Origin of the sequence: Nonomuraea sp. NPDC050691 (assembly GCF_040654455.1) — a bacterium.
GTDB lineage: Bacteria > Actinomycetota > Actinomycetes > Streptosporangiales > Streptosporangiaceae > Nonomuraea.
In genome coordinates, this window is the sequence record NZ_JBFAIA010000015.1 from 1 (window position 1) to 22,913 (window position 22,913).

General features: G+C 71.3%; 17 protein-coding genes and 1 pseudogene. 4 read left to right on the forward strand and 14 right to left on the reverse strand.

What is annotated here, in order from left to right; all coding sequences use genetic code 11:
• Positions 1 to 9: 9 nt before the first annotated feature.
• The 5 genes and pseudogenes from AB0H81_RS09155 to AB0H81_RS09175 form a co-directional block, all read right to left on the reverse strand.
• Positions 10 to 1,386 carry a PucR family transcriptional regulator ligand-binding domain-containing protein gene (locus AB0H81_RS09155; protein WP_358371401.1) on the reverse strand — a complete coding sequence of 459 codons (1,377 nt, stop codon included), beginning with the start codon at positions 1,384 to 1,386 and terminating at the stop codon, positions 10 to 12.
• A 765-nt stretch (positions 1,387 to 2,151) separates the two neighbouring features.
• Positions 2,152 to 4,005: a serine hydrolase domain-containing protein gene (locus tag AB0H81_RS09160; protein ID WP_358371404.1), complete on the reverse strand. Its 1,854-nt coding sequence runs from the start codon at positions 4,003 to 4,005 to the stop codon at positions 2,152 to 2,154.
• A gap of 494 nt (positions 4,006 to 4,499) precedes the next feature.
• A complete protein-coding gene (locus AB0H81_RS09165; protein ID WP_358371407.1) occupies positions 4,500 to 5,276 on the reverse strand; it encodes an ABC transporter permease subunit in 777 nt (258 codons plus the stop codon).
• 73 nt (positions 5,277 to 5,349) lie between these two features.
• Entirely contained in the window at positions 5,350 to 6,114 is a 765-nt protein-coding gene (locus AB0H81_RS09170) for an ABC transporter permease (protein ID WP_358371410.1), read from the reverse strand.
• Positions 6,115 to 6,203: 89 nt separating this feature from the next.
• Positions 6,204 to 6,830: pseudogene (locus AB0H81_RS09175) on the reverse strand (ABC transporter ATP-binding protein); the annotation flags it as partial.
• Positions 6,831 to 6,942: 112 nt separating this feature from the next.
• Here AB0H81_RS09175 and AB0H81_RS09180 point away from each other — a divergent pair.
• The 3 genes from AB0H81_RS09180 (at position 6,943) to AB0H81_RS09190 (ending at position 9,393) form a co-directional block, all read left to right on the forward strand.
• Complete coding sequence (locus AB0H81_RS09180) at positions 6,943 to 8,415, forward strand: histidine kinase (RefSeq protein ID WP_358371413.1); 1,473 nt, start codon at positions 6,943 to 6,945, stop codon at positions 8,413 to 8,415.
• The gene (locus tag AB0H81_RS09185) at positions 8,412 to 9,053 is read left to right on the forward strand and encodes a response regulator transcription factor (protein WP_358371416.1); all 642 of its coding nucleotides are present in this window, start codon (positions 8,412 to 8,414) and stop codon (positions 9,051 to 9,053) included. The genes AB0H81_RS09180 and AB0H81_RS09185 overlap by 4 nt, the downstream gene beginning before the upstream one ends.
• 70 nt (positions 9,054 to 9,123) lie before the next feature.
• Entirely contained in the window at positions 9,124 to 9,393 is a 270-nt protein-coding gene (locus AB0H81_RS09190; RefSeq protein WP_358371418.1) for a hypothetical protein, read from the forward strand.
• Between the two features lie 37 nt (positions 9,394 to 9,430).
• Here the strand turns inward: AB0H81_RS09190 and AB0H81_RS09195 are convergent, their stop codons facing one another.
• Together AB0H81_RS09195 and AB0H81_RS09200 are read right to left on the reverse strand one after the other, a co-directional pair.
• Positions 9,431 to 10,591, reverse strand: a complete 1,161-nt coding sequence (locus AB0H81_RS09195) for a hypothetical protein (RefSeq protein ID WP_358371421.1) — start codon at positions 10,589 to 10,591, stop codon at positions 9,431 to 9,433.
• Positions 10,592 to 11,002: 411 nt separating this feature from the next.
• Positions 11,003 to 12,259, reverse strand: a complete 1,257-nt coding sequence (locus AB0H81_RS09200) for a glucarate dehydratase family protein (protein ID WP_358371424.1) — start codon at positions 12,257 to 12,259, stop codon at positions 11,003 to 11,005.
• Between the two features lie 101 nt (positions 12,260 to 12,360).
• On the opposite strand from AB0H81_RS09200, the gene AB0H81_RS09205 reads away from it, so the two are divergent.
• Entirely contained in the window at positions 12,361 to 13,833 is a 1,473-nt protein-coding gene (locus AB0H81_RS09205; protein WP_358371427.1) for an aldehyde dehydrogenase (NADP(+)), read from the forward strand.
• Between the two features lie 186 nt (positions 13,834 to 14,019).
• On the opposite strand, the gene AB0H81_RS09210 is transcribed toward AB0H81_RS09205, so the two are convergent.
• From AB0H81_RS09210 to AB0H81_RS09240, 7 genes are all read right to left on the reverse strand, one after another.
• Entirely contained in the window at positions 14,020 to 15,432 is a 1,413-nt protein-coding gene (locus tag AB0H81_RS09210) for a GH1 family beta-glucosidase (protein WP_358371430.1), read from the reverse strand.
• A 365-nt stretch (positions 15,433 to 15,797) separates the two neighbouring features.
• Complete coding sequence (locus tag AB0H81_RS09215; protein WP_358371433.1) at positions 15,798 to 17,888, reverse strand: beta-galactosidase; 2,091 nt, start codon at positions 17,886 to 17,888, stop codon at positions 15,798 to 15,800.
• A 138-nt stretch (positions 17,889 to 18,026) separates the two neighbouring features.
• Positions 18,027 to 18,932 carry a 5-dehydro-4-deoxyglucarate dehydratase gene (locus AB0H81_RS09220; protein ID WP_358371436.1) on the reverse strand — a complete coding sequence of 302 codons (906 nt, stop codon included), beginning with the start codon at positions 18,930 to 18,932 and terminating at the stop codon, positions 18,027 to 18,029.
• Between the two features lie 12 nt (positions 18,933 to 18,944).
• Positions 18,945 to 19,733 carry an IclR family transcriptional regulator gene (locus AB0H81_RS09225; protein ID WP_358371438.1) on the reverse strand — a complete coding sequence of 263 codons (789 nt, stop codon included), beginning with the start codon at positions 19,731 to 19,733 and terminating at the stop codon, positions 18,945 to 18,947.
• 39 nt (positions 19,734 to 19,772) lie between these two features.
• Positions 19,773 to 20,636 (reverse strand): carbohydrate ABC transporter permease, encoded by an 864-nt coding sequence (locus AB0H81_RS09230; protein ID WP_358371441.1) that lies wholly within the window; start codon positions 20,634 to 20,636, stop codon positions 19,773 to 19,775.
• The gene (locus AB0H81_RS09235; RefSeq protein ID WP_358371442.1) at positions 20,633 to 21,553 is read right to left on the reverse strand and encodes a sugar ABC transporter permease; all 921 of its coding nucleotides are present in this window, start codon (positions 21,551 to 21,553) and stop codon (positions 20,633 to 20,635) included. Before AB0H81_RS09235 ends, AB0H81_RS09230 begins: the two co-directional genes overlap by 4 nt.
• A 14-nt stretch (positions 21,554 to 21,567) precedes the next feature.
• Positions 21,568 to 22,878, reverse strand: coding sequence for a sugar ABC transporter substrate-binding protein (locus AB0H81_RS09240; RefSeq protein ID WP_358371445.1), 1,311 nt, complete (start codon positions 22,876 to 22,878; stop codon positions 21,568 to 21,570).
• Positions 22,879 to 22,913: the final 35 nt, after the last annotated feature.

The window sequence follows — 22,913 nt, forward strand, 5'->3', positions numbered from 1 at the left end:
TCCTGCCGTTCACCGAGCACCGGATCGACCCTCGCCGCGGCGATGCCCGTACGGCCTGCGGCGTCCACGGCATGGTCGACGGTGATGACGCCGGGGAAACCGCCGCGCCGTGCGTTCGACCAGGCGTTCTGCCAGGACGGGCAGTTCGTCCTCGGGCTGCCGCCAGGCGAGCAGGGCCACCACGTCGTTCGTGCCGCCGGCGACGACGGCGGGCACGCCCTCGGCCGCGAAGAACTCGCCCACCACTTCGGCCAAGCCGTGCTCGGTCGCGACGTCGTCGGCGAAGGCCAGCGTGCAGACCGCCAGCGCTCCTGCGGGGTCCACTCCGAAGGAGCGCAGCCGGCTCGCCACCTCCGCCGCCCGGCGCCCGCCGGACAGCACCATCTCCAGCAACTCGCCGGCGAAGCGCATCTCGATCGCCTGGACTGCCTGCTGCCTGGCCACTTCCAGGCTGAGGAACCTGGCGGCCTGCTCCAGCGCGTCGCGTTCCGCGGCGGTCAGTTCGTTCAGCGGCCGCAGGCAGATGAGCGCGGCATCGGCGTCGCCGAGCGCGCCCACGGGAAACAGCGCGGCGCGCCCGCCCCCCAGGCCCTGCTCCCCGTCCGGGTCCAGTTTCTCCTCCGGGTCCGGCTTCTCGTCCGGGTCCAGCTTTTCGCCCACGTCCAGCTTCCCGTCCAGGCCCTGCTCCGCGTCCGGGGCCAGCTTCTCGCCCAGGTCCAGCTTCCCGTCCAGGCCCTGCTCCCCGTCCGGGATCAGCTTCTCGCCCAGGTCCAGCTCCAGCGCGGGCGGGCGGCGGGCGAGCCCCGCCGCCACGATCTGCAGTTGTGTGGCGTCCAGTTCGGCGCCGGACGCCGCGAGCAGCCGGCCCATCCGGTCGACCACCGCCAGGGGCAGATCATGGTCGCGGGTGAGCACGCGCAGCACCCCCGAGGCCCCGGCCCCGCGGGAGATGGCCGTGGCCAGGGCGTCGCCCCGGCGCACCATGCCGATCACCCCCTGCTGACGCTGGTCGGCGTACATCGCGGAGACCGCCTGCGAGACCGCGGTGAACGGGACCGCCTGGGAGATCTCCAGCAGCGGCAGGCCCGCGGCCCGGCACGCGGCGACGAGCCCGGGCGGGGTGCGCGGAGTCTCAGCACGCAGCCCGTACACGATGCCGGCCGCTTTGGCGCGCTTGACGTGCGTGACGAACTCGTCCGGACTCACCTGCTCGTCCCACAGGCCGTTGGTCAGCACCAGCTCCCGCTCCCGGAGGTAGGGGGACGGGTCGGGCAGTTCGGTGCTGTGCGCCCAGGTCACCGGCTCCTGCAGGGCTCCGGGCGGGCCCGCCTCCAGGATCCGCAACTCCAGGTCGCGGTTGCTGACAAGAGCGTTGAGAGTGAACATCCTTGTGAATATAGACAGTGACCCTGCTTCTTGCTAGAGATTCGTCCATCCATGCCGGTGTCGTCGAGTAGCAGGTCATGATCAATGGCTCGTGGATGGACACCGTCCGCGTCGGGCCTGGACTCGCCCCGCGTTGGGCCTGGACTCCGCCCGCGTTGGGCGTGAACTCCGTCCCTGTCTGGCCTGGACTCCGTCTCGGGCCTGGACTCCGTCTCGGGCGTGGATCCCGTCTGCGTCGGGCGTGAACTCCGTCCCTGTCTGGCCTGGACTCCGTCTCGGGCCTGGATCCCGTCTGCGTCGGGCGTGGCTCCGCTCCGCGTTGGGCGTGGACTGGGCGTGGATTCCGTCCCCGTTGGGCGTGCACTCCGTCCGCGTCGGGCCGGTCGTGGCCCGGCGCGGCCCGGGTATGTCATGGCCAGCCCGCGTCGGGCGAGGCGCGGTCCCGTGACCAGGCGTGGTCAGGTGATGGAGACGTGGCCTGGTGACAGGCGTGGCCTAGCGACGAGGGATCGCCGGCGACGAGGCGTGGCCGGTGACAAGGTGGCCGGTGACAAGAGGTGGCGTTGTGACGAGGCGTGGTCGGTGACAGGACGTGCCGTTGTGACGAGGCGTGATGCGGTGATGAGGCGTGGCCCGCGGCTTGGGGGCCCGGCCATTCGTCCGGCGGGCTGAGCGCAACCGCCCTCTTCGCCGCCGACACACCTGTCCAGGGGGGCCGATCAGACCCTCGGCGCCGGGCCCGCAACCACCGCGCTGCGGCGCCGGTCAAACCCAGCCGTAGACCGACCTGATGGCCGCGGCGATCTCGTTGACCAGGCTCATGTTGTTGCCGTTGGCCAGGACGGCATAGCCGGCGCCGAGTTGCGGATAGCCCTTGACCACGGACTTGAAGCCGTAGTTGGAGCCGTCGTGGGTGTAGGAGAAGTTCTTCGTGCCGGCGCCGGAGATGAACAGGCCCCGGCCCATGGTCGGCTCGGGCCCCGCGGCGAGCAGCGTGCGCACAGAAGTTCTGGTGAGCGGGCCGGCGATGTCGCCTGAGGCGGTCCACGCCCTGTTGAGGTAGCTGACGAGGCGGCACAGGTCGAGGACATTCGTGTACAGGCCCGCGGCGGCCGACTCCGGGTAGCGGTTGCGCTGGCCGGGGATCACCGCGCCGGAGGCGGTGTGCCCGGCGGCCAGCTCGAACCCGGGCGACAGCGCGTACGAGCTGGTCTTCATGCCCAGTGGCGCGAACACCTCCTTGTCCATGTACTGTGCCAGCGGCAGGCCGCTCTTCTGCTCCACCATCCGCTGCAGCAGCACGAAGCCCGCGCCGGAGTAGTGGAACTCGGCCCCTGGGTTGGTGGTGAGCTCGATCTTCGGCGAGTTGCCCTCGCCGTTCATGACCTGGAGCAGCGTCGGGACGGTCGCGTCAGGCCCGTACCCGGCGAACCCGCCACCGGTGCCGGAGACGAAGCCGGAGCAGGCGTCCGCCGGGGAAGTGGAGCCGCGCCCGATGACGCCGGCCCGATGCGTGAGCATGCGGTCGACCGTCGGCACCGCCGTCGCCGAGACGCACGAGCGGCGGGGCAGCGTCCAGCCCAGGTGGGGGCGGATGTCGGTGGTCAGAGGCAGTTTGAGCGTCTGCATGAGGCGCATGACGCCGACGGAGGCCACGGCCTTGCTGATGGAGGCGGCCTGGAAGGCGGTCTCCGGATGCGCGGCCGCGCCGCTGCCCGCCTCCAGCCAGCCGTACCCCGTGGACCAGGCGATCTTGTTGCCGACGACCACCGCGATCGCCACGCCCGGTGTCTTCCACGCGCTCATCCGCTGCCAGATGGTCGCGTCGCCCACCGCGTTCTCGACCTGGCGCACCCGGTCGGCGGGCAGTGCGGGCACCTTGCCGCGGGAGCTCACCGACCAGCCGCCGGTGGGCGAGAACGCCACGTTGTGCAGCTGCCAGCCACCCGCGGCCAAGCTGTTCAGCTGCTGGAAGCAGGCGTCATCGATGCCTCGCGCGTGGAACTCGTCCTGCGCGACGACCGCCCACCCGCCGGCCTTCGGGAAGGCGACGCGGGTCACGCGGCGGCCGCCCTGCGTCAGGTTGCGCATCATCTGGTAGCACTCGTCGTCGACGCCCTTGGCGTAGAAGCCGCCGGTGTCGGCCACCGTCCACCGGTTGCCGCCCGCGGGCGGAAAGGCGACGTCGACGACCTGGCGGCCGGCGTCGTAGCAGGCGGTGATGCGCGCGTGGCACTCCTCGGGCAGTCCGCGGGCGGCCATCCCCTTGTCGCCGGTGATCACCCATCTGTCGCCGCCCTCAGGCGGGAATGCCACGCAATGGATCTTCGTCCCGCCCTTGATCAACCTGCCGAGCTCGGCGAAGCAGACGTCCGGGATGCCGCGGGCGAAATAACGGCCGTCCTGGGTGACGACGACCCAGCCGTTCGACGGCGTGAACGCCACCGCGGTGATGCCGTACGGCGCCAGCTCAGCCGTCTTCGTGTGCGCCTCCTCGGGAACGCCGCGGTCGGCGAACGGGTAGCTCGCTGCCCGCGCGGCCGGGCCGAAACTGGCGGTGGCCAAGCCGGCGCCGACCGCTGCGGTGCCGGTCAGAGCGAGAAAACGTCTGCGGTCCATGGGGGAAGACTCCTCAGGGCGGGGCCCCGGGCGCGGGGCTCCGATGATCACAATGTGCGAGTGCATCATCGCAGATCGCCCGAACCTTGCCGTGTGACGGCGGTTGGGGCTGAAGGGGATATGTGCCCCGGTCGGGGGAGGGTTGGGCCGAACAGGCGCACGGCTGCCTCAAGACCGGCACCCTTTATGACGAATCCCGGCCTGAGGGGCACTTGGCCCCGAATGGGCCGGTCCTGCCCCCCTGGCACTTGGCCCCGAATGGGGTGCTCCTGCCCCCTTGGCGGTTGGCCCGAGTGGCGTAAGTGCCCTGATCTGAGGAACGGTTGGATCGAAGGGCGATTCTGGCTCGGGGTGGTTGGATCGAAGGGCGATTCTGGCTCGGGGTGGTTGGATCGAAGGGCGATTCTGGTCCGGGGGCGGTTGGGCCGCATAGGCGTGGTCCCAGTCCAAGGGCCGTGGAGCCTGGACGGGGGCGGTCCTGGCCTGGACGGCTGTCAGGTGTCTCGGTGGCGTAGGTGCCACGTGCCTGCGAGCATGGGCACGAGTGCGTACGCCGCGAGAACGGCGACCGCTGCCGCCGGGGAAAGACTCGTGCCGTACACGGAGCTCTTGAAGGGAGCCCCGCTCATCTCCCGAGGCAGGGCGCTGATCATCATGGAGCCGAGCCAATCCTTCCAAGGGGAAGGCAACTTGCCGACGATCATCGGGATGACGTACGCGAGGCCGACGAGGACGGCCACGGCACCAGCCGTTGAGCGCGTCAACGCCCCCAGGCCGAGACCGAGCAGGGCGAACACGCAGACGGTGAGGCCCGTCGCGGCCAGCGTCGGAAGTCTGTCGAGGAACGGCGTCAGGTAGGTGCCGGAGAAGCGGTCGCCGATCGTCTGGCGCACCAGGAAGTATGTGCTGAAGATCGTTACGTTGCCGGTCAGTAGGCCGAGGGCACCCACGACGGCGGCCTTCGCCGCGAGCACTGGCCAGCGCTTCGGCACGACGGTGAGACTGGTCCTGATCATGCCGGTCGCGTACTCGGACGTCATGGCCAGCACACCGAGGATGCCCATGCAGAGCTGCGGCACGATGATCAAAACCTCCTCCAGCTCGGCGATCGAGGCCGTCACGCGCTTGGCGGGAGTGGTGTCGTCGTACATGCCGGCCGCCGTCCGGGCGATCGCGACGCCGAGCAGGATGGCGCCGAGGCTGAGCACCAGCAGGAGTCCGGTGGAGCGGACCGAGCGGATTTTCAGCCATTCGGACCTGAGCATGTTCATGGGAATCGTCTTCCGGGAGCCTGAGCGCTGCGATGGGTGAGGGGACCGGTGGTGTGTGAGGCGTGATGGCGCGTCATACGTCCCGCTTGCTGAGCATGTGCAGGCCCGCCCCGAGCGCCACCGCGGCATAGGCGAGGAGAGCCAGCAGGGCGGCCCAGGGCGGCAGAACCCCGTCGCCCAGCCGTCTGGAGAGGCGCTCGCCGGTGAGCTGCGGCACCAGGTTGGGGAGCATGAAGGCGGCGACTCTGGTGTTCCAGGGGGCGGGCAGATAATTGGCGATGCCTGGCAGTACGAACAGCAGCGAGACCACCGACACGAGCGCCCCGGCGGTGGAGCGGATGGCCGCACCGAGGCCGAGACCCACGACCGCCAGCACGGTCACCGACACCACCGAGGCCAGCAGCATCGGCACGTCCGCGGGGAATGAGGACTCGTTGAAACCCAGTCGCCGCTCGCCCGCTATCAGCCTGCTCGCCGCGTACGTGGTCATGATGATCGTGCTCGCCGCCGCGAACGTCGCGACCGTGACGACCACCGCCTTGGCGAACAGCAGGACACCTCGCTTGGGCACGACCGTGAGGCTCGTACGGATCATCCCGGTGGCGTGCTCCGACGTGATGGCGAGCACTCCGATGACGGCCAGGCTGATCTGCACCAGGGGAAGGAACCCCTCTTCTGGGGCCGCGGCCCGAAGAGAGCCGCGCTCGTCCGCCAGCCCGCTCACGTAGAGGCTCCACACCACGCCGAGCACGACCATGAGACCGGCCACTCCGAGCGCGTAGTAGGTCGAGGTGACGGAGCGGAGCTTCAGCCATTCGGCGGAGACGACCGATCTCATCGCGCGGCTCCGAACTGCACACTGCCGGCCGTGAGCGCGAGGTAGGCATCCTCGAGAGTGGGATAGCGGGTGGTGAGCTCCTTGACCGTGGCTTCGGCGATCAGTTTGCCGCGGCCCACGATGACGATGCGGTCCGCCGTCAACGCCATCTCGCTCATCAGATGGCTGGACAGCAGGACGGTGCGGCCCTCGGCGGCCAGTGAGCGCATGAGATCGCGAATCCAGCGCACACCGTCGGGATCGAGGCCGTTGACCGGCTCGTCGAACATGAGGACGCGTGGGTCGCCCAAGAGCGCCGCCGCGATTCCGAGCCGCTGCTTCATGCCGAGGGAGAATCCGCCCACGCGTCTGCGGGCCACACCGGTCAGGCCGACAAGATCGAGAACCTCGGCCACGCGCCGCTCAGGTATGTCATTGGTGCGGGCCAGGCAGAGCAGATGGTGATGGGCGGTGCGGCCGCCGTGCACCGCACCGGCGTCCAGCAGCGCGCCCACCTGAGCCATCGGCCTCCGCAAGGTGGTGTAGGGCCGGCCGTTGACCAGGGCCTCGCCCGAGGTAGGGGCGTCCAGTCCGAGAATCAGACGCATCGTCGTCGACTTCCCGGCTCCGTTGGGGCCGAGGAAGCCGGTGACGTGGCCGGGCTCGACGGTGAAGGACAGGTCGTCCACCGCGAGTGTGCCGCCGTAGCGTTTGGTCAAGTGGTTGAGTCGGATCACGTCGTCGAGGATGGGGTACGGCGGGTCGCCGGCACATCGGACCAGGGTTCGAACCTTGATGTCAGACCCTGGGTTGACGTGCGGACGCGGGCATGTTGGCTACCGTCTACGCGTGCACGAGCCGAACCCCCTCTTCGCCAGGCGCCTCAGCCGAGGCCAGTTGGTCATGCTCGACCTGCTGGCCGGGCTGTGCTTCTCGCTTTTGTTCCTGACGGCGCCTACGCCGCTCTTCGATGTGCCATGGGCCCGGCTCGCCGTCTCGCTCGGTCTCGGGTTCCCGCTCGCCCTGCGGCGCGTGTGGCCCGTGCCGGTCTTCTGCCTCGTGCTGGCGGTGTCCGTGGCCGCCGTGGTGCTGGGAGTCGTGAGCATCGCGTACGTCGCGCCCGCTTACGCGTTGTACATCGTGGCGCTCACGGACGACCGGGGCGCGCTGGGGCCCACCACGGCGATCGCCGTGCTGACCTTGATCACACTTGTGGGGCTGGTCGCGATGGGCGGAGCTCCATATCCGGGCGGGCCTCGCTGGTTCACGCATCTCGACGTGCCGCTGCTCGGCATTGCGGCGCTGGGGGGTTCCTGGACGGTCGGGCGCGCCGTACGCGAACGCAGAATCTACGCGGCGCGCGACGCCGAGCGCCTTGCCGAACAGAAGGTGACGGAGGAACGGCTGCGGATCGCACGCGAACTGCACGACGTGGTCACGCACAGCGTGGGGCTGATCGCGGTGAAGGCGGGCGTGGCCAACCATGTCATGCGCAGCAAGCCGGAAGAGGCACACGACGCGTTGAAGGTGATCGAGACGGTCAGCCGCAGCGCGCTGGTCGAGATGCGCCACCTGCTCGGGATCCTCCGTTCCAAGGAGGACCCGGATCGAGGTCCTCTTCCCAGGCTTGCCGGGATTCAGGAGCTGGCCGAACGTGCTCGCCTGGCCGGGGTGGAGGTCGAGTTGGACATGCGGATGGTCACCCCGGGGGAGGGGGACGATGTTGCGCCTTGGAGAGCGCAGTCGGCGCCAGGGGACAGGAGTCAGGTATTTGGCGGGGGGATTCCTGCCTCTGCTGGAGGGGCTGTGGGACCTGGAGGCGGGCGTCCGGCGCCCGGGGGAGAGTGTCCGGTGCTTGAGGGAGGGCGTTCCGCACGCGAGGGAGGGCGTCCGGCGCCTGAAGGAGGACGTCCGGCGCCCGGGGGAGAGTGTCCGGCGCCTGGTGAAGGGCGTGCGGCGCCGGCCGGGGGGCGCCTGCCCGAAGGTGTGGAGTTGTCGGCGTATCGCATTGTGCAGGAGGCGCTCACCAATGTCGCCAAGCACGCGGCGCCGGCTCGCTGCCGGGTGTCCGTGGTGGCTGACTCCAGCGAGGTACGGATCGAGGTGACGAATGACGGGGCCGCGAGCCGTGGTGGGCCTGCTGGAAGCAGACCTGGCGGATGGGGACTGATCGGTGGTGAGGTGGCGATGGAGGGCGCCGGGCATGGGCTGATCGGGATGAGGGAGCGGGTGATGATGTTCGGCGGGGCCTTCGAAGCCGGGGCGATCCCCGGAGGGGGATTCCGGGTGCTGGCGACCCTGCCCTACGGGAGTCCCTCGTGATCCGGGTGGTCGTGGCCGATGACCAGGCGCTGCTCAGGGGAAGTTTCAGGGTGCTGGTCGATTCGGAGCCGGACCTGACCGTCGTCGGCGAGGCCGCCACCGGGGCCGAAGCGGTGGCCGTCACCCTGGAGGAGCGACCCGACGTGGTGCTGATGGATGTTCGCATGCCGGAGATGGACGGCATCGAGGCCACCAGGCGCATCGGTGACGCTTCCCGCATCCTGATCGTGACGATGTTCGATCTCGACGCGTACGTGTACGACGCGCTTCGGGCCGGGGCGAGCGGGTTCCTGTTGAAGGACACGCCGCCTGCTGACCTGGTGGCGGCCATTCGGGTGGTGGCCGGTGGTGAGGCGCTGCTGGCTCCGTCTGTGACGCGTCGGCTGATCGAGGAGTTCAGCCGGACCCCGGTCTCGGTACGGCCGAAGGGGTTGGCCGGGCTGACCGAGCGGGAACGCGATGTCCTTGTGCTCATCGCTCGGGGGCTCTCCAACACAGAGATCGCCGGCCACCTGCACGTGACGCTCGCGACGGTCAAGACTCATATCACTCGACTCCTGGCCAAGCTGGAGGCCCGGGACCGTGCTCAGTTGGTCATCGCGGCATACGAGAGTGGGTTGATAGAACCAGTGCGATGACGGGGCTGGAGGCGCTGCTTGTTCCCGGAGGCGTGACCGATTTAGGTCAGCTTGGGGCAAGGAGACGGGCTTGCGGAACGAGTGCAGGCTTTCCGCCGCTGCCGCTGCCGCTGCCGCTGCCGCCTGGTGCTGGTACTGGATGGTGGCGTGTGGTGCTGCTGATCTGGGGCTCGTGGTGGTGCTGGTACGGGGCTCGTGGTGTGCTGGTCTGGGGCTCGTGGTGCTGGGCTACTGGCTGGGTGGTGTGCGCTTTCGGCTCTCGGCGATGATTCCTCCTCTCTTCCATCTGCCATTCGAGCTGTTCTGCCGTGCAGCGTTGGAGGAGGTTGAGGGTCCGTAACGCTGCGCGACCCATGAGCGTCAGTGGTTGGGGACGGTCAGTGGAGCAGGCGGAGGGCTTGCCGCATGGCCTCCAGGCGGCGGGGCGATGCCAGTCCTGCGTGATACAGGTGGAACTCCGAGGCGCCCGCCTTGGCGTACGCCCTCAGGAGCTCCGCCTGGGCCTCCGGGTCCGCCGGACGGGGAGGCAGGCCGAGGACGTACGCCCCGACGCGCTGACCCGGGCGGCACAGTTCGACGAGCCTCGCCAGGCGGGCCGTGTCCGTGGCCGGGTCGCCCCAGCAGTTGGCCACCAGCACCTCCGCCCCCGGTTCGCCGTCGGGGAGGGCGGCGAAGGCGCCCGTGGCCCAGGGGTCCGGGTTGGCGTGGATGGTGATCGGCACGTCGGGTGCCGTCTCGCGAGCTGCGGAGATGAGGGTCTGGCGGAGTGAGGCCGACAGGCTGACGCGTTGGGCGCGGATGTCGTCGGCCAGGGGACCCAAGGCTTCCCCTACGGAGCTGAAGGCGGTGATGTGTGCCGCTCCGGGTGTTGTCTGTGATCCGCCGGCGGAGGCGCCATCGATCGCTGCTCTGACCCTCTCTCTGGTGCCTGCCGGATAGCGGGGCGCACAGGCCGAGCAGAAACAGAGCGACAGGAGGTCGCCGTCCACACTCGTCCAGTCGGCCCCGGCCGTCTTCTCGTGGATGCTCTGGTGGCCGTACCCCATGGGGCCGCACGACTCCAGGATCAGCGCGTCCGGCCGGCCCACCTCCAGGATCTCGCACACCAGCCGCCGGCAATAGTCCACGACGTCGGCGGAGGACGGGCAGAGCGCGTGCGGGTACGGGTCGCCGAAGGCGTTGCGTACCACCACGTCCGGGTGCTCCCGGCCCAGGACGGAGTTGTGGGTGAGCACCGTCCAGGCGTGCACTTGGAGGCCGGCGGCGCGCAGGGCGTCGCTCGCCTGCAGGTACGCGTCGGGCGTCGTCCACGACGGTGACCTGGGCACCAGGCGGCCCCAGGCGGTGGGCCGTACGGGGAGGTAGAAGGCGGCATGCGGGACGTCGAGGACGCGGTGGGCCGGGTGGTGCGGTGTCGCGGCGCGGGTGGCGTGGTAGCTGGCCGCCAGCGCCACGGCCTCCACCCCGAGGGAGGCCAGCCGCTCCGGCGCCGCCGGGTCGCCGACGACGTCCCAGGGGTAAACGTAGGCGACGTTCAAGTGGAGGTCCTTCGTGGATGTGGGTGGGGCGCTGCGGGTGTGGTGGGCGCGTTGGGGGTGTCGGTGGGGCACGGCTGAGGTTGAGGCTGGGTGGGTGTGGGGTGCTGCCGGTCCTTAGGCCGTTGGCGGGTGAGGGTGGGCTGCGCCGGCCTTGAGGCTGGGTGTGGGGAGGGCGCCGTCGCTCTGGTGGCTGTTGGCGACGGTGGGTGGGGTGTTGCCGGGCTTGGGGCTGGCTGGGGTGGGGTGCGTTCGGGCTGGGGGCCATCCGGGGGTGGCCGTGGGGTGCCACCTGCAGGCTCCGCGGGCACGCGCAGGGGCGTTCACGAGGATGTCCGGTGCGGGAGGAAGTGGGCACGTTCCATCTGGCCGTCCTTCAGGCGTGAACGCCGGTGACGTGCCGCGAGGCCGTCTTCACCACGACGCCCGTCTCGTGCTGAATCCCGGCTCGAAGCGCCGCATGTACCCCTCGTCGTCGCGGGAGGTGATCCCGCACCTCAGGTACTGCTCGTGCATGGCCGCGAGGGCGTCGCGGTCGAGTTCGACGCCGAGGCCCGGGCCGGACGGCACCGGCACCGCCCCGTCCACGAAGCGCAGGCTGCCGGGTACGACCACGTCCTGGCCGTCCTGCCAGGGTGTGTGCGTGTCGCAGGCGTGCGTGAGGTTGGGGGTGGCGGCGGCCAGGTGGGTCATGGCGGCCAGGCTGATGCCGAGGTGGGAGTTGGAGTGCATGGACAGTTCGAGGCCGAACGTGTCGCAGAGTGCGGCGATGTGCGAGGAACGCACCAGCCCGCCCCAGTAGTGGTGGTCGAGGAGGAGCACCTGGACGGCGTCCTGGGCGATGGCGGGCGGCAGGTGCTCGGGGGTGACGACGCACATGTTCGTGGCCAGCGGCATCGGCACCTCCCGGGCGACGGCCGCCATGCCGGGGATGTCCGGTGTGGGGTCTTCCAGGTATTGGAGCATGCCGTCGAGGGCCTGGCCGACGCGGACGGAGGTCTCCACGGTCCAGGCGGCGTTCGGGTCGAGCCGCAGCGGCAGGCCGGGGAACGCCGCGTGCAGCGTCCTGATCGCCTCGATCTCCTCCTCGGGCGGCATGACGCCGCCCTTGAGCTTGATGGAGGAGAAGCCGTACTCCTTGATGAGCAGGGACGCCTGTGCGACCAGTCCGGCAGGGTCCAGGGCCTCCCCGAAGCGATCGGGATCAGCGCCGGGGTGGGCGGCCCACTTGTAGAACAGGTAGGCGCTGTACGGCACGGCGTCGCGCACGCGCCCGCCGAGCAGGTCGACGACGGGCACCCCGGCGGCCTTGCCCTGGATGTCGAGGTAGGCCACCTCGAACGCGGCGAACACCCGGTCGACGCTCTTCTCCTTGGTCGCGACCCCGGTCAGCCCGTGCAGGTCGCTGACCACGTCGCCGACGACCGAGGCGATCCTGGCGTACATCTCGTGGGCGGCGTACACGTCCAGCCCCACGATCGCCTCGGCGCACTCACGTACCTTCGTCACGTGTGTGAGGTCGCCGTACGTCTCTCCCAGCCCGCTCAGGCCCTCGTCGGTGACCACCTCGACGATGGTCCGCAGCGCCCACGGTTCGTGGACGCCGGCCGCGTTGAGCAGGGGAGGGTCGCGGAACGCGACGGGGGTGACCTGGACATCCCTGATGAGCATAGCCGCCGTCCATATATGTGAACTACTGCCAGATTTGTGGACGAATGCCGCAACTGTAAGAATCGACCTCTGAGAGTGTCAAGACTGCGAAGGGCACATCCATGATCTACGGATACGATCCCAGGACCGGTGAGACCGTCGGCGACGCCATCCCCGAGACGGACACCGCCGGGGTCGACATGATCGTCTCCGCCGCCGCGGCAGCGGGCACGGCCTGGCGCGTCACCCCCGCCGAGGAGCGGGCGCGCGCCCTGGAGGCCGTCGCCGACGCGCTGACCGCGCACGTGGACGAGCTGTGGCGGATCGCCGACCAGGAGACCGCCCTCGGAGAGGTACGGCTGCGCGGCGAGGTGGCCCGCACCGCCGGCCAGTTCCGGCTCTTCGCCCAGGTCGTCCGGGACGGCGGACACCTCGACGCGATCATCGACCACGCCGACCCCTCGGCCACCCCGCCCCGGCCCGACGTGCGCCGAGTGAAGCACCCGCTGCCCGGGGTCGTCGCCGTGTTCTCGGCCAGCAACTTCCCCTTCGCCTTCTCCGTCGCCGGCGGCGACACCGCCTCCGCGCTGGCCGCCGGCTGCCCGGTCGTGGTCAAGGCCCACCCCGGCCACCCCGGCACCTCCGAGCGCGTCGCGCGCATCGTGCGCGAGGCCCTGCCGTACCCCGACCTGCTCGGCCTGGTCCAGGGCATGCAGGCCGGCAAGGACCTCGTGCAGCACCCAGGCGTCGTGGCGGCCGGGTTCACCGGCTCCATCGCGGGCGGCAAGGCCATCCAGGCGCTCATCGACGAGCGCGAGACCCCGATCCCCTTCTTCGGCGAGCTGGGCAGCGTCAACCCCGTCGTCGTGCTGCCGTCGGCGCCCGCCGCCGAGGTGGCGGGCGGCTTCGCCGCCTCCCTGACCCTGGGCGTGGGACAGTTCTGCACCAACCCCGGCCTGATGTTCGTGCCGGACGACGACGAGCTGCGCAAGGCCCTGGCCGCCGCGGTCGAGGCCACCGCCGGTGGCCCGATGCTGGCCGAACGCATCCGCGACGGCTACCTCGGCGGCCTGGAGCGGCTCGGCGCGCTGACCCTGCTGGCCGAGGGCAAGCCGGGGGAGGGCAGCTGGGCGGTGACGCCGAAGGTGTTCACCACGGACCTGGAGTCGTTCGCCGAGGGCCTGCCCCGCGTCGCCGAGGAGTGCTTCGGTCCCGCCTCCATCGTCGTCACCTACCGCGACCCCGCCGACCTGCGGCCGGTGCTGGAGCGCCTGGAGGGCTCGCTGACGGCCACCATCCACTCCACCGTGCCCGGTGAGGCCGGCGAGATCGCCGAGGTGCTGTCCCGGAAGGCCGGCCGGCTCATCTGGAACGGCTGGCCCACCGGCGTGGCCGTGTGCTGGGCGATGCACCACGGCGGGCCCTGGCCCTCCACCACCGTCTCGGCGCACACCTCGGTCGGCGCGACGGCCATCGACCGGTGGCTCGCCCCGACCGCGTACCAGGACTGGCCGGCGGAACTGCTGCCCGACGAGCTGAAGGACGGCAACCCGCTCGGCATCCCCCGCCGCGTGGACGGCACCTTCACCGTCTGACCCTCCGGCCCGCCGTGGCTCCGGTCCTGCTCGTCGGGCCGGACCACGGCGGGCTCTCAGGTCATCGCCTCACGAAGCCGGGGTAGGCGAAGCACCCTCTGAGGAGGGCCTTCCCCGGAGGTGTGTGTTTCTAAGGATCTGGAGGGGCTCAAGTGCCGGTCCCGGCCCAAGTGCCGCCGGCCGGGGTCACGACGGGTCGGGCACCGTGCCGGTCGCGACCAGGTCCCGGAACCAGTGGGCGCTGTCCTTCCAGGTCCGGTTCAGCGTCTCCCGGTCCACGTGCACGATCCCGAACCGCTTGGCGTAGCCGCGCGCCCACTCGAAGTTGTCCATCAGCGACCACACGAAGTATCCCCGCACGTCCGCCCCAGCGTCGATCGCGTCCGCGACCGCTGTCAGGTGACGGCGCAGGTAGTCGACGCGCCGCTCGTCGCGGACCCGGCCGTCCGCGTCGGGGGCGTCGGCGAACGCCGCCCCGTTCTCGGTGATCACCAGGGGCAGCGCCGGGTAGTCGCCGTGCAACCGCAGCAGCAGCTCGGTCAGGCCCGTCTCGTCGATGTTCCACCCCATCTCGGTGTACGGACCGGGCTGCTGGACGAACTCGACGTCCTCGCAGGCGATCCACGGTGAGGCGGAGCCGTCGGCGTGCCCGTCGGCCGTCTCCCGGGACGTCCGCCCGTCCCACCCGCGGACCAGCACCGGGTTGTAGTAGTTGACGCCCAGCAGGTCCAGCGGCTGGCACGCGGTGGCCTCGTCGGAGTCGCGGACGAACGCCCAGTCCGTGATGGAGGCCGTGGCCTCGATGAGGTCGCGCGGGTAGGCGCCGTCGAGCATCGGCCCGAGGAAGGCCCGGTTGGCCAGCGCGTCGACGCGCCGCACCGCCTCGGCGTCCCGCTCGGAGACGCCGCGCACGTGGTGCAGGTTGAGCGTGACGGCCATCCGCGCCTGCGGCGCGGCGGTGGCGCGCAGGGCCTGGACGGCGAGCCCGTGCCCGAGGTTGAGGTGGTGGACGGCGGCCAGCGCGTCGGCCGGGTCGGTACGGCCGGGCGCGTGCACGCCGGAGGCGTAACCGAGGTAGGCGGAGCACCACGGCTCGTTGAGCGTGATCCAGGTGTGGACGCGGTCGCCGAGGGCCTCGCCCATCCGGTGGGCGTACTCGGCGAAGCGCAGCGCCGTGTCGCGGTGCGGCCAGCCCCCGGCGTCCTCCAGCTCCTGGGGCAGGTCCCAGTGGTAGAGGGTGGCGACCGGGGCGATGCCGCGCTCCAGCAGCCCGTCCACGAGCCGGGCGTAGAAGTCGAGGCCGCGCTGGTTGAGCCGGCCGCCGCCGCCGGGCAGCACCCGGGGCCAGGAGATGGAGAACCGGTAGGCGCCGACGCCCAGCCGGGCGAGGATGCCGAGGTCCTCCTCCAGCCGGTGGTAGTGGTCGCAGGCGACGTCACCGGTGTCGCCGTCGTCGACGCGGCCGGGGGTGTGGGAGAAGGTGTCCCAGATCGACGGTCCGCGGCCGTCCTCGGCGGCGGCGCCCTCCACCTGGTAGGCGGCGGTGGCCGTGCCCCACAGGAAGTTCTCGGGGAAGGTGCGGGCAGGGGTGGTCGGCATCGAGGGGTTCACTCCTTGGGGTGGGGGACGTCGAGGACGATCTGGCGTTCGGAGGCGCCGGCGCCGACGGTGGCGCGCACCCCGCGGGCGGGTCCCGCGAACCCGCCCGCGGGGGTTCCCGGGAAGGCGGCGGGTCGGGGAGTGGGACGGCGGGGGTTCCCAGGCGGGCAGGGTCAGGGAGGACGGTGGCCGGTACCCGCAGCGCTCCGGTGTGGGCGGTCACGTCGTGCGCCGCGGTGGCGTACGCGCCCCGCACGCCGGGGCGCATCCGCCGGTGGCCGTCTTCGAACGTCATGGCCTTCCGTTCCGTGAGGGGGCCGAACCGATGGGACCGATGGAGATACGTGGGAGATCCCGGACAGGCCTCAGGCGCGCGGCGCGGCGACGGTGCGCAGCGCGGCGACGGCGCGCGGGGCGAGCGTCACCACGTCCTCGGCACGCACCCCCGTCAGCAGGTCCTCGGCCGGCCCGGCGAGGGGCACCCGAGCCTCCTGGGCGCCGTGGTTGAGCAGGAACAGGACGGGGCCGCGGCGCACCGCCTCCACGCCTGGCGGCGGCGGTCCGGGCAGCGCTCCGGTCACGCCCGCGTCGGCGAGCGCCCGGCCGGTCAGCTCGGCCAGCGCGTCGTGGTCCGGAAGGGTGGCCACGTACCACGCGGTCCCGGCCCCGGCGCGGTGCCGCAGCACCGCGGGTTCCCCGGCCAGGTCGCCGTCGGTGAAGACGGCCACCGGCTCGGCTCCCTCGGCCCGCATCAGCTCGGTCCATGTGTGGGCCTCGAAGGGGGCGCCGTCCGCCCAGGCGCAGCGCACCGGCCGGTCCTCGGGGGCGGGCCGCCACTCCTCGCCGGAGGCGCCGAGCACGTCGCGCAGCGGGGCGGGGAACCGGCCGGTGCGGATGTGCCCGTCCGGGTCGGCGACGCCGGAGAAGGGGCCGACGACGAGCACGCCGCCGTCGCGGACGTACGCGGTCAGCGCCTCGGCGTCCTCGTCGCTCACCAGGTACAGGTTCGGCACCACGGTCAGCGCGTAGCCGGACAGGTCCGCCGACGGCGGCACCAGGTCCACCGCCACCCCGCGTTCCCACAGCGGCCGGTAGTAGGCGAGGAGCTGGCCGGGCACGGTGAGCCGGTCGCTGGGCCGCCCGGCCTCCTCCATCGCCCACCAGCTCGGCCAGTCGTGCACGAGGGCGACCTGGGCGGGCACCGGCTGCCCGGCCACCTCGGCGAGCCTGCGCAGCTCGGCGCCGTGCGCGCGGACCTCGGCGTGCAGCCGGGTGTCGGGGCCGGCGTGCGGCAGCATCGCGGAGTGGAAGCGCTCGGCGCCGAAGCGGGAGGCCCGCCACTGGAAGTAGCAGGAACCGTCGGCGCCGCGGGCCACGGCCTGCAGCGACTCCAGCCGGAGCTGCCCGGCGGCCTTGGGCGGGTTGTGCGGGCGCCAGTTGACCGCCGAGGCGGCCTGCTCCAGCAGCAGCCAGGGCCGGCCGCCGCCGAGCGAGCGGGTCAGGTCGTGGGTGAGCGCGGCCCGTACCGGGAACAGCGGGTCGGCGGGGTCCGGGTACCAGTCGTTGGCGACGATGTCCTCCTCGGGCGCCCACCGCCAGGAGTCCACCGGCTTGAACAGGCCCATGAAGTTCGTCGTGACGGGGACGCCGGGGGTGCGCTCGCGCAGGACGTCGCGTTCGGCGCGGTAGTGCTCCAGCAGGGCGTCGGAGCAGAAGCGCGCCCAGTCGAGCCGCTGCGTGGGGTTGACGAGGTACGGGGCGCGGCGCGGCGGGATGATCTCGGCCCAGTCGCCGTAGCGCTGGCTCCAGAACGTGGTGCCCCACGCCTCGTTCAGGCCGTCGAGGTCGCCGTGGCGCTCGCGCAGCCAGGCCCGGAACGCCTCGGCCGAGACGTCGCAGTGGCAGACCTGGCCGTACTCGTTGCCGACGTGCCACAGGGCGAGCGCCGGGTGCCCGGCGTAGCGGTCGGCGAGGTCGGTGACGAGGGCCAGGGCCCGCTCCCGGTAGACGGGGGAGGAGGGGCAGAACTGGTTGCGCGCGCCGTACCAGAGCCGGTGCCCGGACTCGTCGACCGGCAGCGTCTCGGGGTGCCGGTGACCGAGCCACGGCGGCGGCGAGGCGGTGGGGGTGGCCAGGTCCACGGCGATCCCCGCCGCCGCGAGCAGGCCGAGCACCCGGTCCAGCCAGCCGAAGTCCCGCGCGCCGGGCTGGGGCTCGATGCGCGCCCAGCTGAAGACGCCGACGGTGACCAGGTTGACCCCGGCGGCCCGCATCAGCTCGACGTCCTCCGCCCAGACGTGCTCGGGCCACTGCTCGGGGTTGTAGTCGCCGCCGAAGAGCAGGCCGCGCCCGGCGGTCAGGGTGTGGATGCCCGGCCGCCCGCCGCGGAGGCTCGCGCGTCCGCCGGAGCCGATGTCCGGGCGCCCGTCGCGGGGCGCGGTGGGTCGCCCTGCCATGCACACGCTCCCGTCTCGTCGCCGGTACGGCTGGCGGAGGCGGGCCGTGGGCGGCCCTCCTGCTGGATGTCGAAGCGCTTCGATGGAAGCGCTCCCAAAAACGTAGGGTCGAGGGAAGAGGGATGTCAATGGGCGGAGTCAGGCCCCGGCGATCTCCAGGCCGGCCGCGAGGATCTTCTCCAGCCGCGCCACGTGCTCCGGCGACGGGTCCACCAGCGGTGCCCGTACCCCGCCCACGTCCGTCCCCCGCAGCCGCACCCCGGCCTTGACCAGCGACACCGCGTACCCGGGCACCAGGTCGCGCAGCTCCACCAGCGGCAGGTAGAAGGAGGTCAGCAGGCGGCGGGAGCACTCCTCGTCGCCGGCCGTCACGGCGTCGTGGAAGGCCAGCGCGATCTCCGGCGCGAACGCGAACACGGCGCTGGAGTACAGCGTCACCCCGATCCCCCGGTAGGCGGGCACGGTCAGCTCGGCCGTGGGCAGGCCGTTGAAGAAGGTGAACGGCCGGTCGGTGGATCGGCGCACGGTCAGGATGATGCGCTGGAGCAGGTCGAAGTCGCCCAGCCCGTCCTTGAACCCGATCACCTCGGGCAGCCGCGCCAGCTCGGCCACCGCGGCCGGGGTGAAGCGCGCCGTGCCCCGCTGGTAGACGACGGCGGGCAGCCCCGTCTCCCGGGTCACCTCGCGGACGTAGTGCACCAGGCCGCCGGGCGGCGCGCTGACGAGGTACGGCGGCATGACCAGCAGCCCGTCGGCACCCTCGTCGGCCGCGGCCCGGGCGGTGGCCCTGGCCGTGGCCGGCACGCCGCCCGCCCCGGCGAACACGGGGACGCGTCCGGCGGCGGCGGTCACGGCGGTGCGCACCACCGCGCGGTGCTCGGGGAGGTCGAGCGCGTTGAACTCGCCCGTGCCGCAGGCGGCGAACACTCCTCCCGCCCCGGCCGCGACCCCGCCGGCGACGTGCTCGGCGAGGACGTCCTCGGCGATGCCGCCAGCGGCCCCGAAGGGGGTCACGGGAAAGAAGAGAACACCATCGAGCCGCATGAACGGTCCTTTCTAGCGGATGCCCTCCCGCCGGAGAGTGGCGGCCAGCTTGCGGGTGTGGGTGATCACCGCGTCGGTGACCCTCTCGACCTCGGCGGGCGGCAGCCCGGCCGCCATCGAGCAACTGATCGCGTCCGTGGCGGGGATGCGGTAGTCGACGGCCACCGCCACGCAGGCGACGCCGGGCGTGCCCTGCTCGCGCTCGTAGGCGAAGCCGCGGGTGCGGACCTGGTCGAGCTCGCCGGTGAGCTTGGCCAGGTCGGTGATCGTGTGCTGGGTCATCGACGTCAGAGGATCGGGCAGGAGAGCGGCCACCTCGTCGTCCGTGAGCTGCGCCAGCAGCGCCTGCCCGAGCGCGGTGACGTGGGCGGGCAGGCGCCGGCCCACCCGCGGGACCACGTGGTGCGCGTCGCGCGACTCGCGGGTCGCCAGGTAGATCACGTGGGCCTCGTCGCGGCGCGCGAAATGGACGGTCTGGCCGATCTCCGCGCGCAGGTCCTCCAGGGTCTGCTGCGCGAACGGCAGCGCCGGGTCCTTGTCGAGGTAGGCCGTGCCGGTCAGCAGCGCGTGCGGCCCGATGCCGAACGCCCCTCGGCCCGAGTCGGTCTCGACCCACTTGAGCTCCACGAGCGTGCGCATGAGCGCGTGCAGGCTGCTGCGCGGGAAGCCGGTGCGTTGCTGGAGCTCGGCCAGCGTCAGGGTGTCCGGCGAGGCGGCCAGGGCCTCCAGGATCCGGACGGTCCGTTCGGCGGACTTGACGAGCTGCGGCTCCATGTTCATCCCATCTCGGCGACGCTCCACACGTTCAGAATATTGGATGCCGTCCACGTACATGAACACTTAACCCTTGACGGCGCCGCTTGTCAGGCCGCGCATGAACTGCCGCTGGAAGGCCAGGAACGCGACGATCGACGGCAGCAGCGCCAGCAGCGAGGCGGCGAGCAGCACGCCGATGCCCACCTCCTCGTCGGAGCGCAGCGAGCGTAGCGCGACCGGCAGCGTCCACATGCCGGGCTCCGGCGCCACGATCAGGGGCAGCAGGTACTGGTCCCAGATCATCGTGAAGCCGAAGACCCCGATCACGCCGAGGGCCGGCCGGCACAGCGGCAGGATGATGGTGAAGAACGTGCGCAGCTCGCCCGCCCCGTCGATGCGCGCGGCCTCCTCCAGCTCGACCGGCACCTCCTTCATGAACTCGGTCATGACGAGGATGGAGAAGCCCCAGGCGCCGACCGGCAGGATCATCCCCGCGTACGTGCCGATGAGGTCGGTGTGGAGGAGCGGCAGGTCGGCCAGCACCAGCGACAGCGGGATCGCGATGATCTCCTCGGGCAGCATCATCGTGGCCAGCATGACGAGCATGACGACCGCCATGCCGCGGAACTTCTTGCGCGACAGGGAGTAGGCGGCGAAGACGCTGACGAGCATCTGCAGCAGCAGGCCGAACCCGACGACCACGAACGAGTTGAGCAGGTAGCCGTAGACGTTCTTGTCGGCCGCCTGGACGAAGTTGTCGAGGGTGAACCCGTCGGGCCACAGCGAGAAGCTGGTCGGGTCGAGCGTCCGGCTGAACGCGCTGACCAGCAGGCCGATCAGCGGGCCGGTGAAGACGAGGACCATGCCGGTGTGGACGACGACCTTCACGGCGGTCGCGACCGGCCCCCGGCGCGCCTCCAGGCCGAGGGCGCTGTCGAATCGCATCATGCCGCCTGCCTCCTGCGCATGACCTGGACCAGGACGGTGAGCAGCAGCGTGGCCAGGAACAGCAGGATGCCGCCCGCCGAGGCCACGCCGAGGTCGCCCTTCTGGAAGCCGAGCTTGTAGATGAGGGTCATGAGCACCTCGGAGGAGCCGTTCGGCCCGCCGTTGGTCAGGACGTACACCTCGACGAAGACCCGCAGGCCGCGGATGGCCGCCAGGGTGAAAAGGATCCAGAACACCGGCCGCAGCGCCGGCAGCGTGATGTGCCGCAGCCGCTTCCAGGTGGACGCGCCGTCCACGGCGGCGGCCTCGTAGAGCGAGCGGTCCACGCCCACGAGCCCCGCCAGGAAGATCATCATGTCGTACGGCGTGCCGCGCCAGATGCTCATGCCCATGATCGACAGCAGTGAGGAGTGCTCGCTGGCGAGGAAGGGCTGCGGGTCCCCGCCGAACCAGCCGAGGATGCTGTTGACCATGCCGGTGTCGGCCGGGTGGTACATGATCCGCCACACCTCGGCCACGACCGCCATCGTGGTCACGACCGGGAGGAACGCGGCGGTCCTGACGAACCACAGGTAGCGGGCCGGCCCCTCGATGAGCAGGGCCAGCCCCAGCCCGAGCACGAGCGAGCCGGCCGTGGTGCCGAGGGCCAGCACCACGCTGTGCCGGATCGCCGAGGTGAACGCCTCGTCGGTGAGGATCGTGCGGTAGTTGTCGAGGCCCACCCACGTGCTGTCGATGTAGCGGATCTCCTGGAAGCTCATCACCAGGCCCTTGGCCATGGGGATGAACTTGAAGTAGAGGAACAGCAGCAGGGCGGGCGCCAGGAACGCCCACGCGACGAGCGTCCCCCGCCGCGGCGCCCGCCCGGGGCGGCGGCGTGGGGTCGCCGCGGTGGGCGGCGCCGGCGTCAGCGTCACGCTCGGGCCCATGCTCAGGAGGCCTTCTGGGACTGCAGTTCCTGGTTCAGCTTCGTGTTCAGGGTCTCCATCGCCCTCTTGACGTCGGCGGAGCAGTCGGCCCACACCGTGTTGATCGCGTCGGCCGAGGTCTGCCGGATGGGCGCCCAGTTCGGCACCGGCGGCGCGTAGACGGCGTTGGCGTAGGACTCCTGGAAGACCTTCCAGCGCGGGTCCTGCCGCTCGGCGCCCATGTCGACCTGGGTGTTGACCGGCAGGCGGACGATGACGCCGTCGGCGTCCTTGTTCATGCCGATCCGCTGGCCGTCGGGGGAGGAGGCGAACTCGGCGAACTTGCGCTGCCCCTCCTCGTTGTCCGAGCCGGCCATGAGGTAGACGTTCTCGCCCTCGCCGAGGGTGCCGGGACCGCCGGACGGGCCCTTGGGGACCGGGACGACCTCGATCTTGTCGGTGCCGACGTTCTTGACGAAACGGGCCAGCACGTACGGGCCGACCAGGTAGATGCCGCCCTGGCCCTTCTCGAACACCTCGTGGGTGACGGTCGTGTCGTTGCTGACCGCGCCGGGGTTGACCGTCTTGGTCTTGCAGAACTGGTCCTGGAGGTACTGCACGGCCTCGACCGTCTTGGGGTCGTTGACCGCGGCGGTGAACTTGCCGGGGCCGGTCGCCTTCACGAAGTCGCCGCCGTTGGCGTAGATGAGGGAGGAGGCGTACCAGGAGGCGTAGCCGCGCTTGGTGCCGCCGGGGATGACGAGGCCGGCCGTGTCCTTCTGGCCGTTGCCGTCGGGGTCCTTGTCGGTGAACGCCTGGGCGAGCTTCGTGAGGTCCTCCCACGTCTTCGGCGTGTCGAGGCCGACCTTCTCCCGCCAGTCCTTGCGGATGACGAGCGCGAACGCCTGGGCGGAGAACGGCACGGCGTAGTACTTGCCGTCGCCGCCCTGGGCCGCCTTCCAGGCGAGGTCGGACAGCTTGTCGCCGCCGGCGAGCTTGGCCCTGTCCACCTCGCGCACCCAGCCCTGGGTGTGCATGTTGCCGAGCTGCGCGGTGTCGTTGACGACGATGTCCGGCAGCTTGCGCTGCGCCGCCTGCTGCTGCAGCTTCGTCTCGAAGTCGTCGAAGATCGCGACCACTTTGGTCCTGATCCCGCTGGCCTTGGTGAAGGCGTCGCCGAGCTTGACGGCCGTCTTGGCGGAGGCGGAGTCAGGCGCCTGCCTGATCCAGATCTCCAACGGGTCGTCGCCCGAGCCGGATCCCCCGGAGCCGCAGCCTGTCATCGTTACGGCCAGGGTCGCCGCGAGCGCGACCCCGAGCAGTTGGCGTGACATAAGACCGCCTCCTGTTCACAAACGTGGACGAGTGT

Excerpts from the sequence above, each read along its gene's own strand:
- AB0H81_RS09165 (WP_358371407.1), bottom strand. The coding sequence starts at position 5,276 with ATGAACATGCTCAGGTCCGAATGGCTGAAAATCCGCTCGGTCCGCTCC.
- AB0H81_RS09210 (WP_358371430.1), bottom strand. The coding sequence starts at position 15,432 with ATGCCGACCACCCCTGCCCGCACCTTCCCCGAGAACTTCCTGTGGGGC.
- AB0H81_RS09160 (WP_358371404.1), bottom strand. The coding sequence starts at position 4,005 with ATGGACCGCAGACGTTTTCTCGCTCTGACCGGCACCGCAGCGGTCGGC.
- AB0H81_RS09205 (WP_358371427.1), top strand. The coding sequence starts at position 12,361 with ATGATCTACGGATACGATCCCAGGACCGGTGAGACCGTCGGCGACGCC.
- AB0H81_RS09170 (WP_358371410.1), bottom strand. The coding sequence starts at position 6,114 with ATGAGATCGGTCGTCTCCGCCGAATGGCTGAAGCTCCGCTCCGTCACC.
- AB0H81_RS09240 (WP_358371445.1), bottom strand. The coding sequence starts at position 22,878 with ATGTCACGCCAACTGCTCGGGGTCGCGCTCGCGGCGACCCTGGCCGTA.
- AB0H81_RS09230 (WP_358371441.1), bottom strand. The coding sequence starts at position 20,636 with ATGATGCGATTCGACAGCGCCCTCGGCCTGGAGGCGCGCCGGGGGCCG.
- AB0H81_RS09220 (WP_358371436.1), bottom strand. The coding sequence starts at position 18,932 with ATGCGGCTCGATGGTGTTCTCTTCTTTCCCGTGACCCCCTTCGGGGCC.
- AB0H81_RS09215 (WP_358371433.1), bottom strand. The coding sequence starts at position 17,888 with ATGGCAGGGCGACCCACCGCGCCCCGCGACGGGCGCCCGGACATCGGC.
- AB0H81_RS09155 (WP_358371401.1), bottom strand. The coding sequence starts at position 1,386 with ATGTTCACTCTCAACGCTCTTGTCAGCAACCGCGACCTGGAGTTGCGG.
- AB0H81_RS09200 (WP_358371424.1), bottom strand. The coding sequence starts at position 12,259 with ATGCTCATCAGGGATGTCCAGGTCACCCCCGTCGCGTTCCGCGACCCT.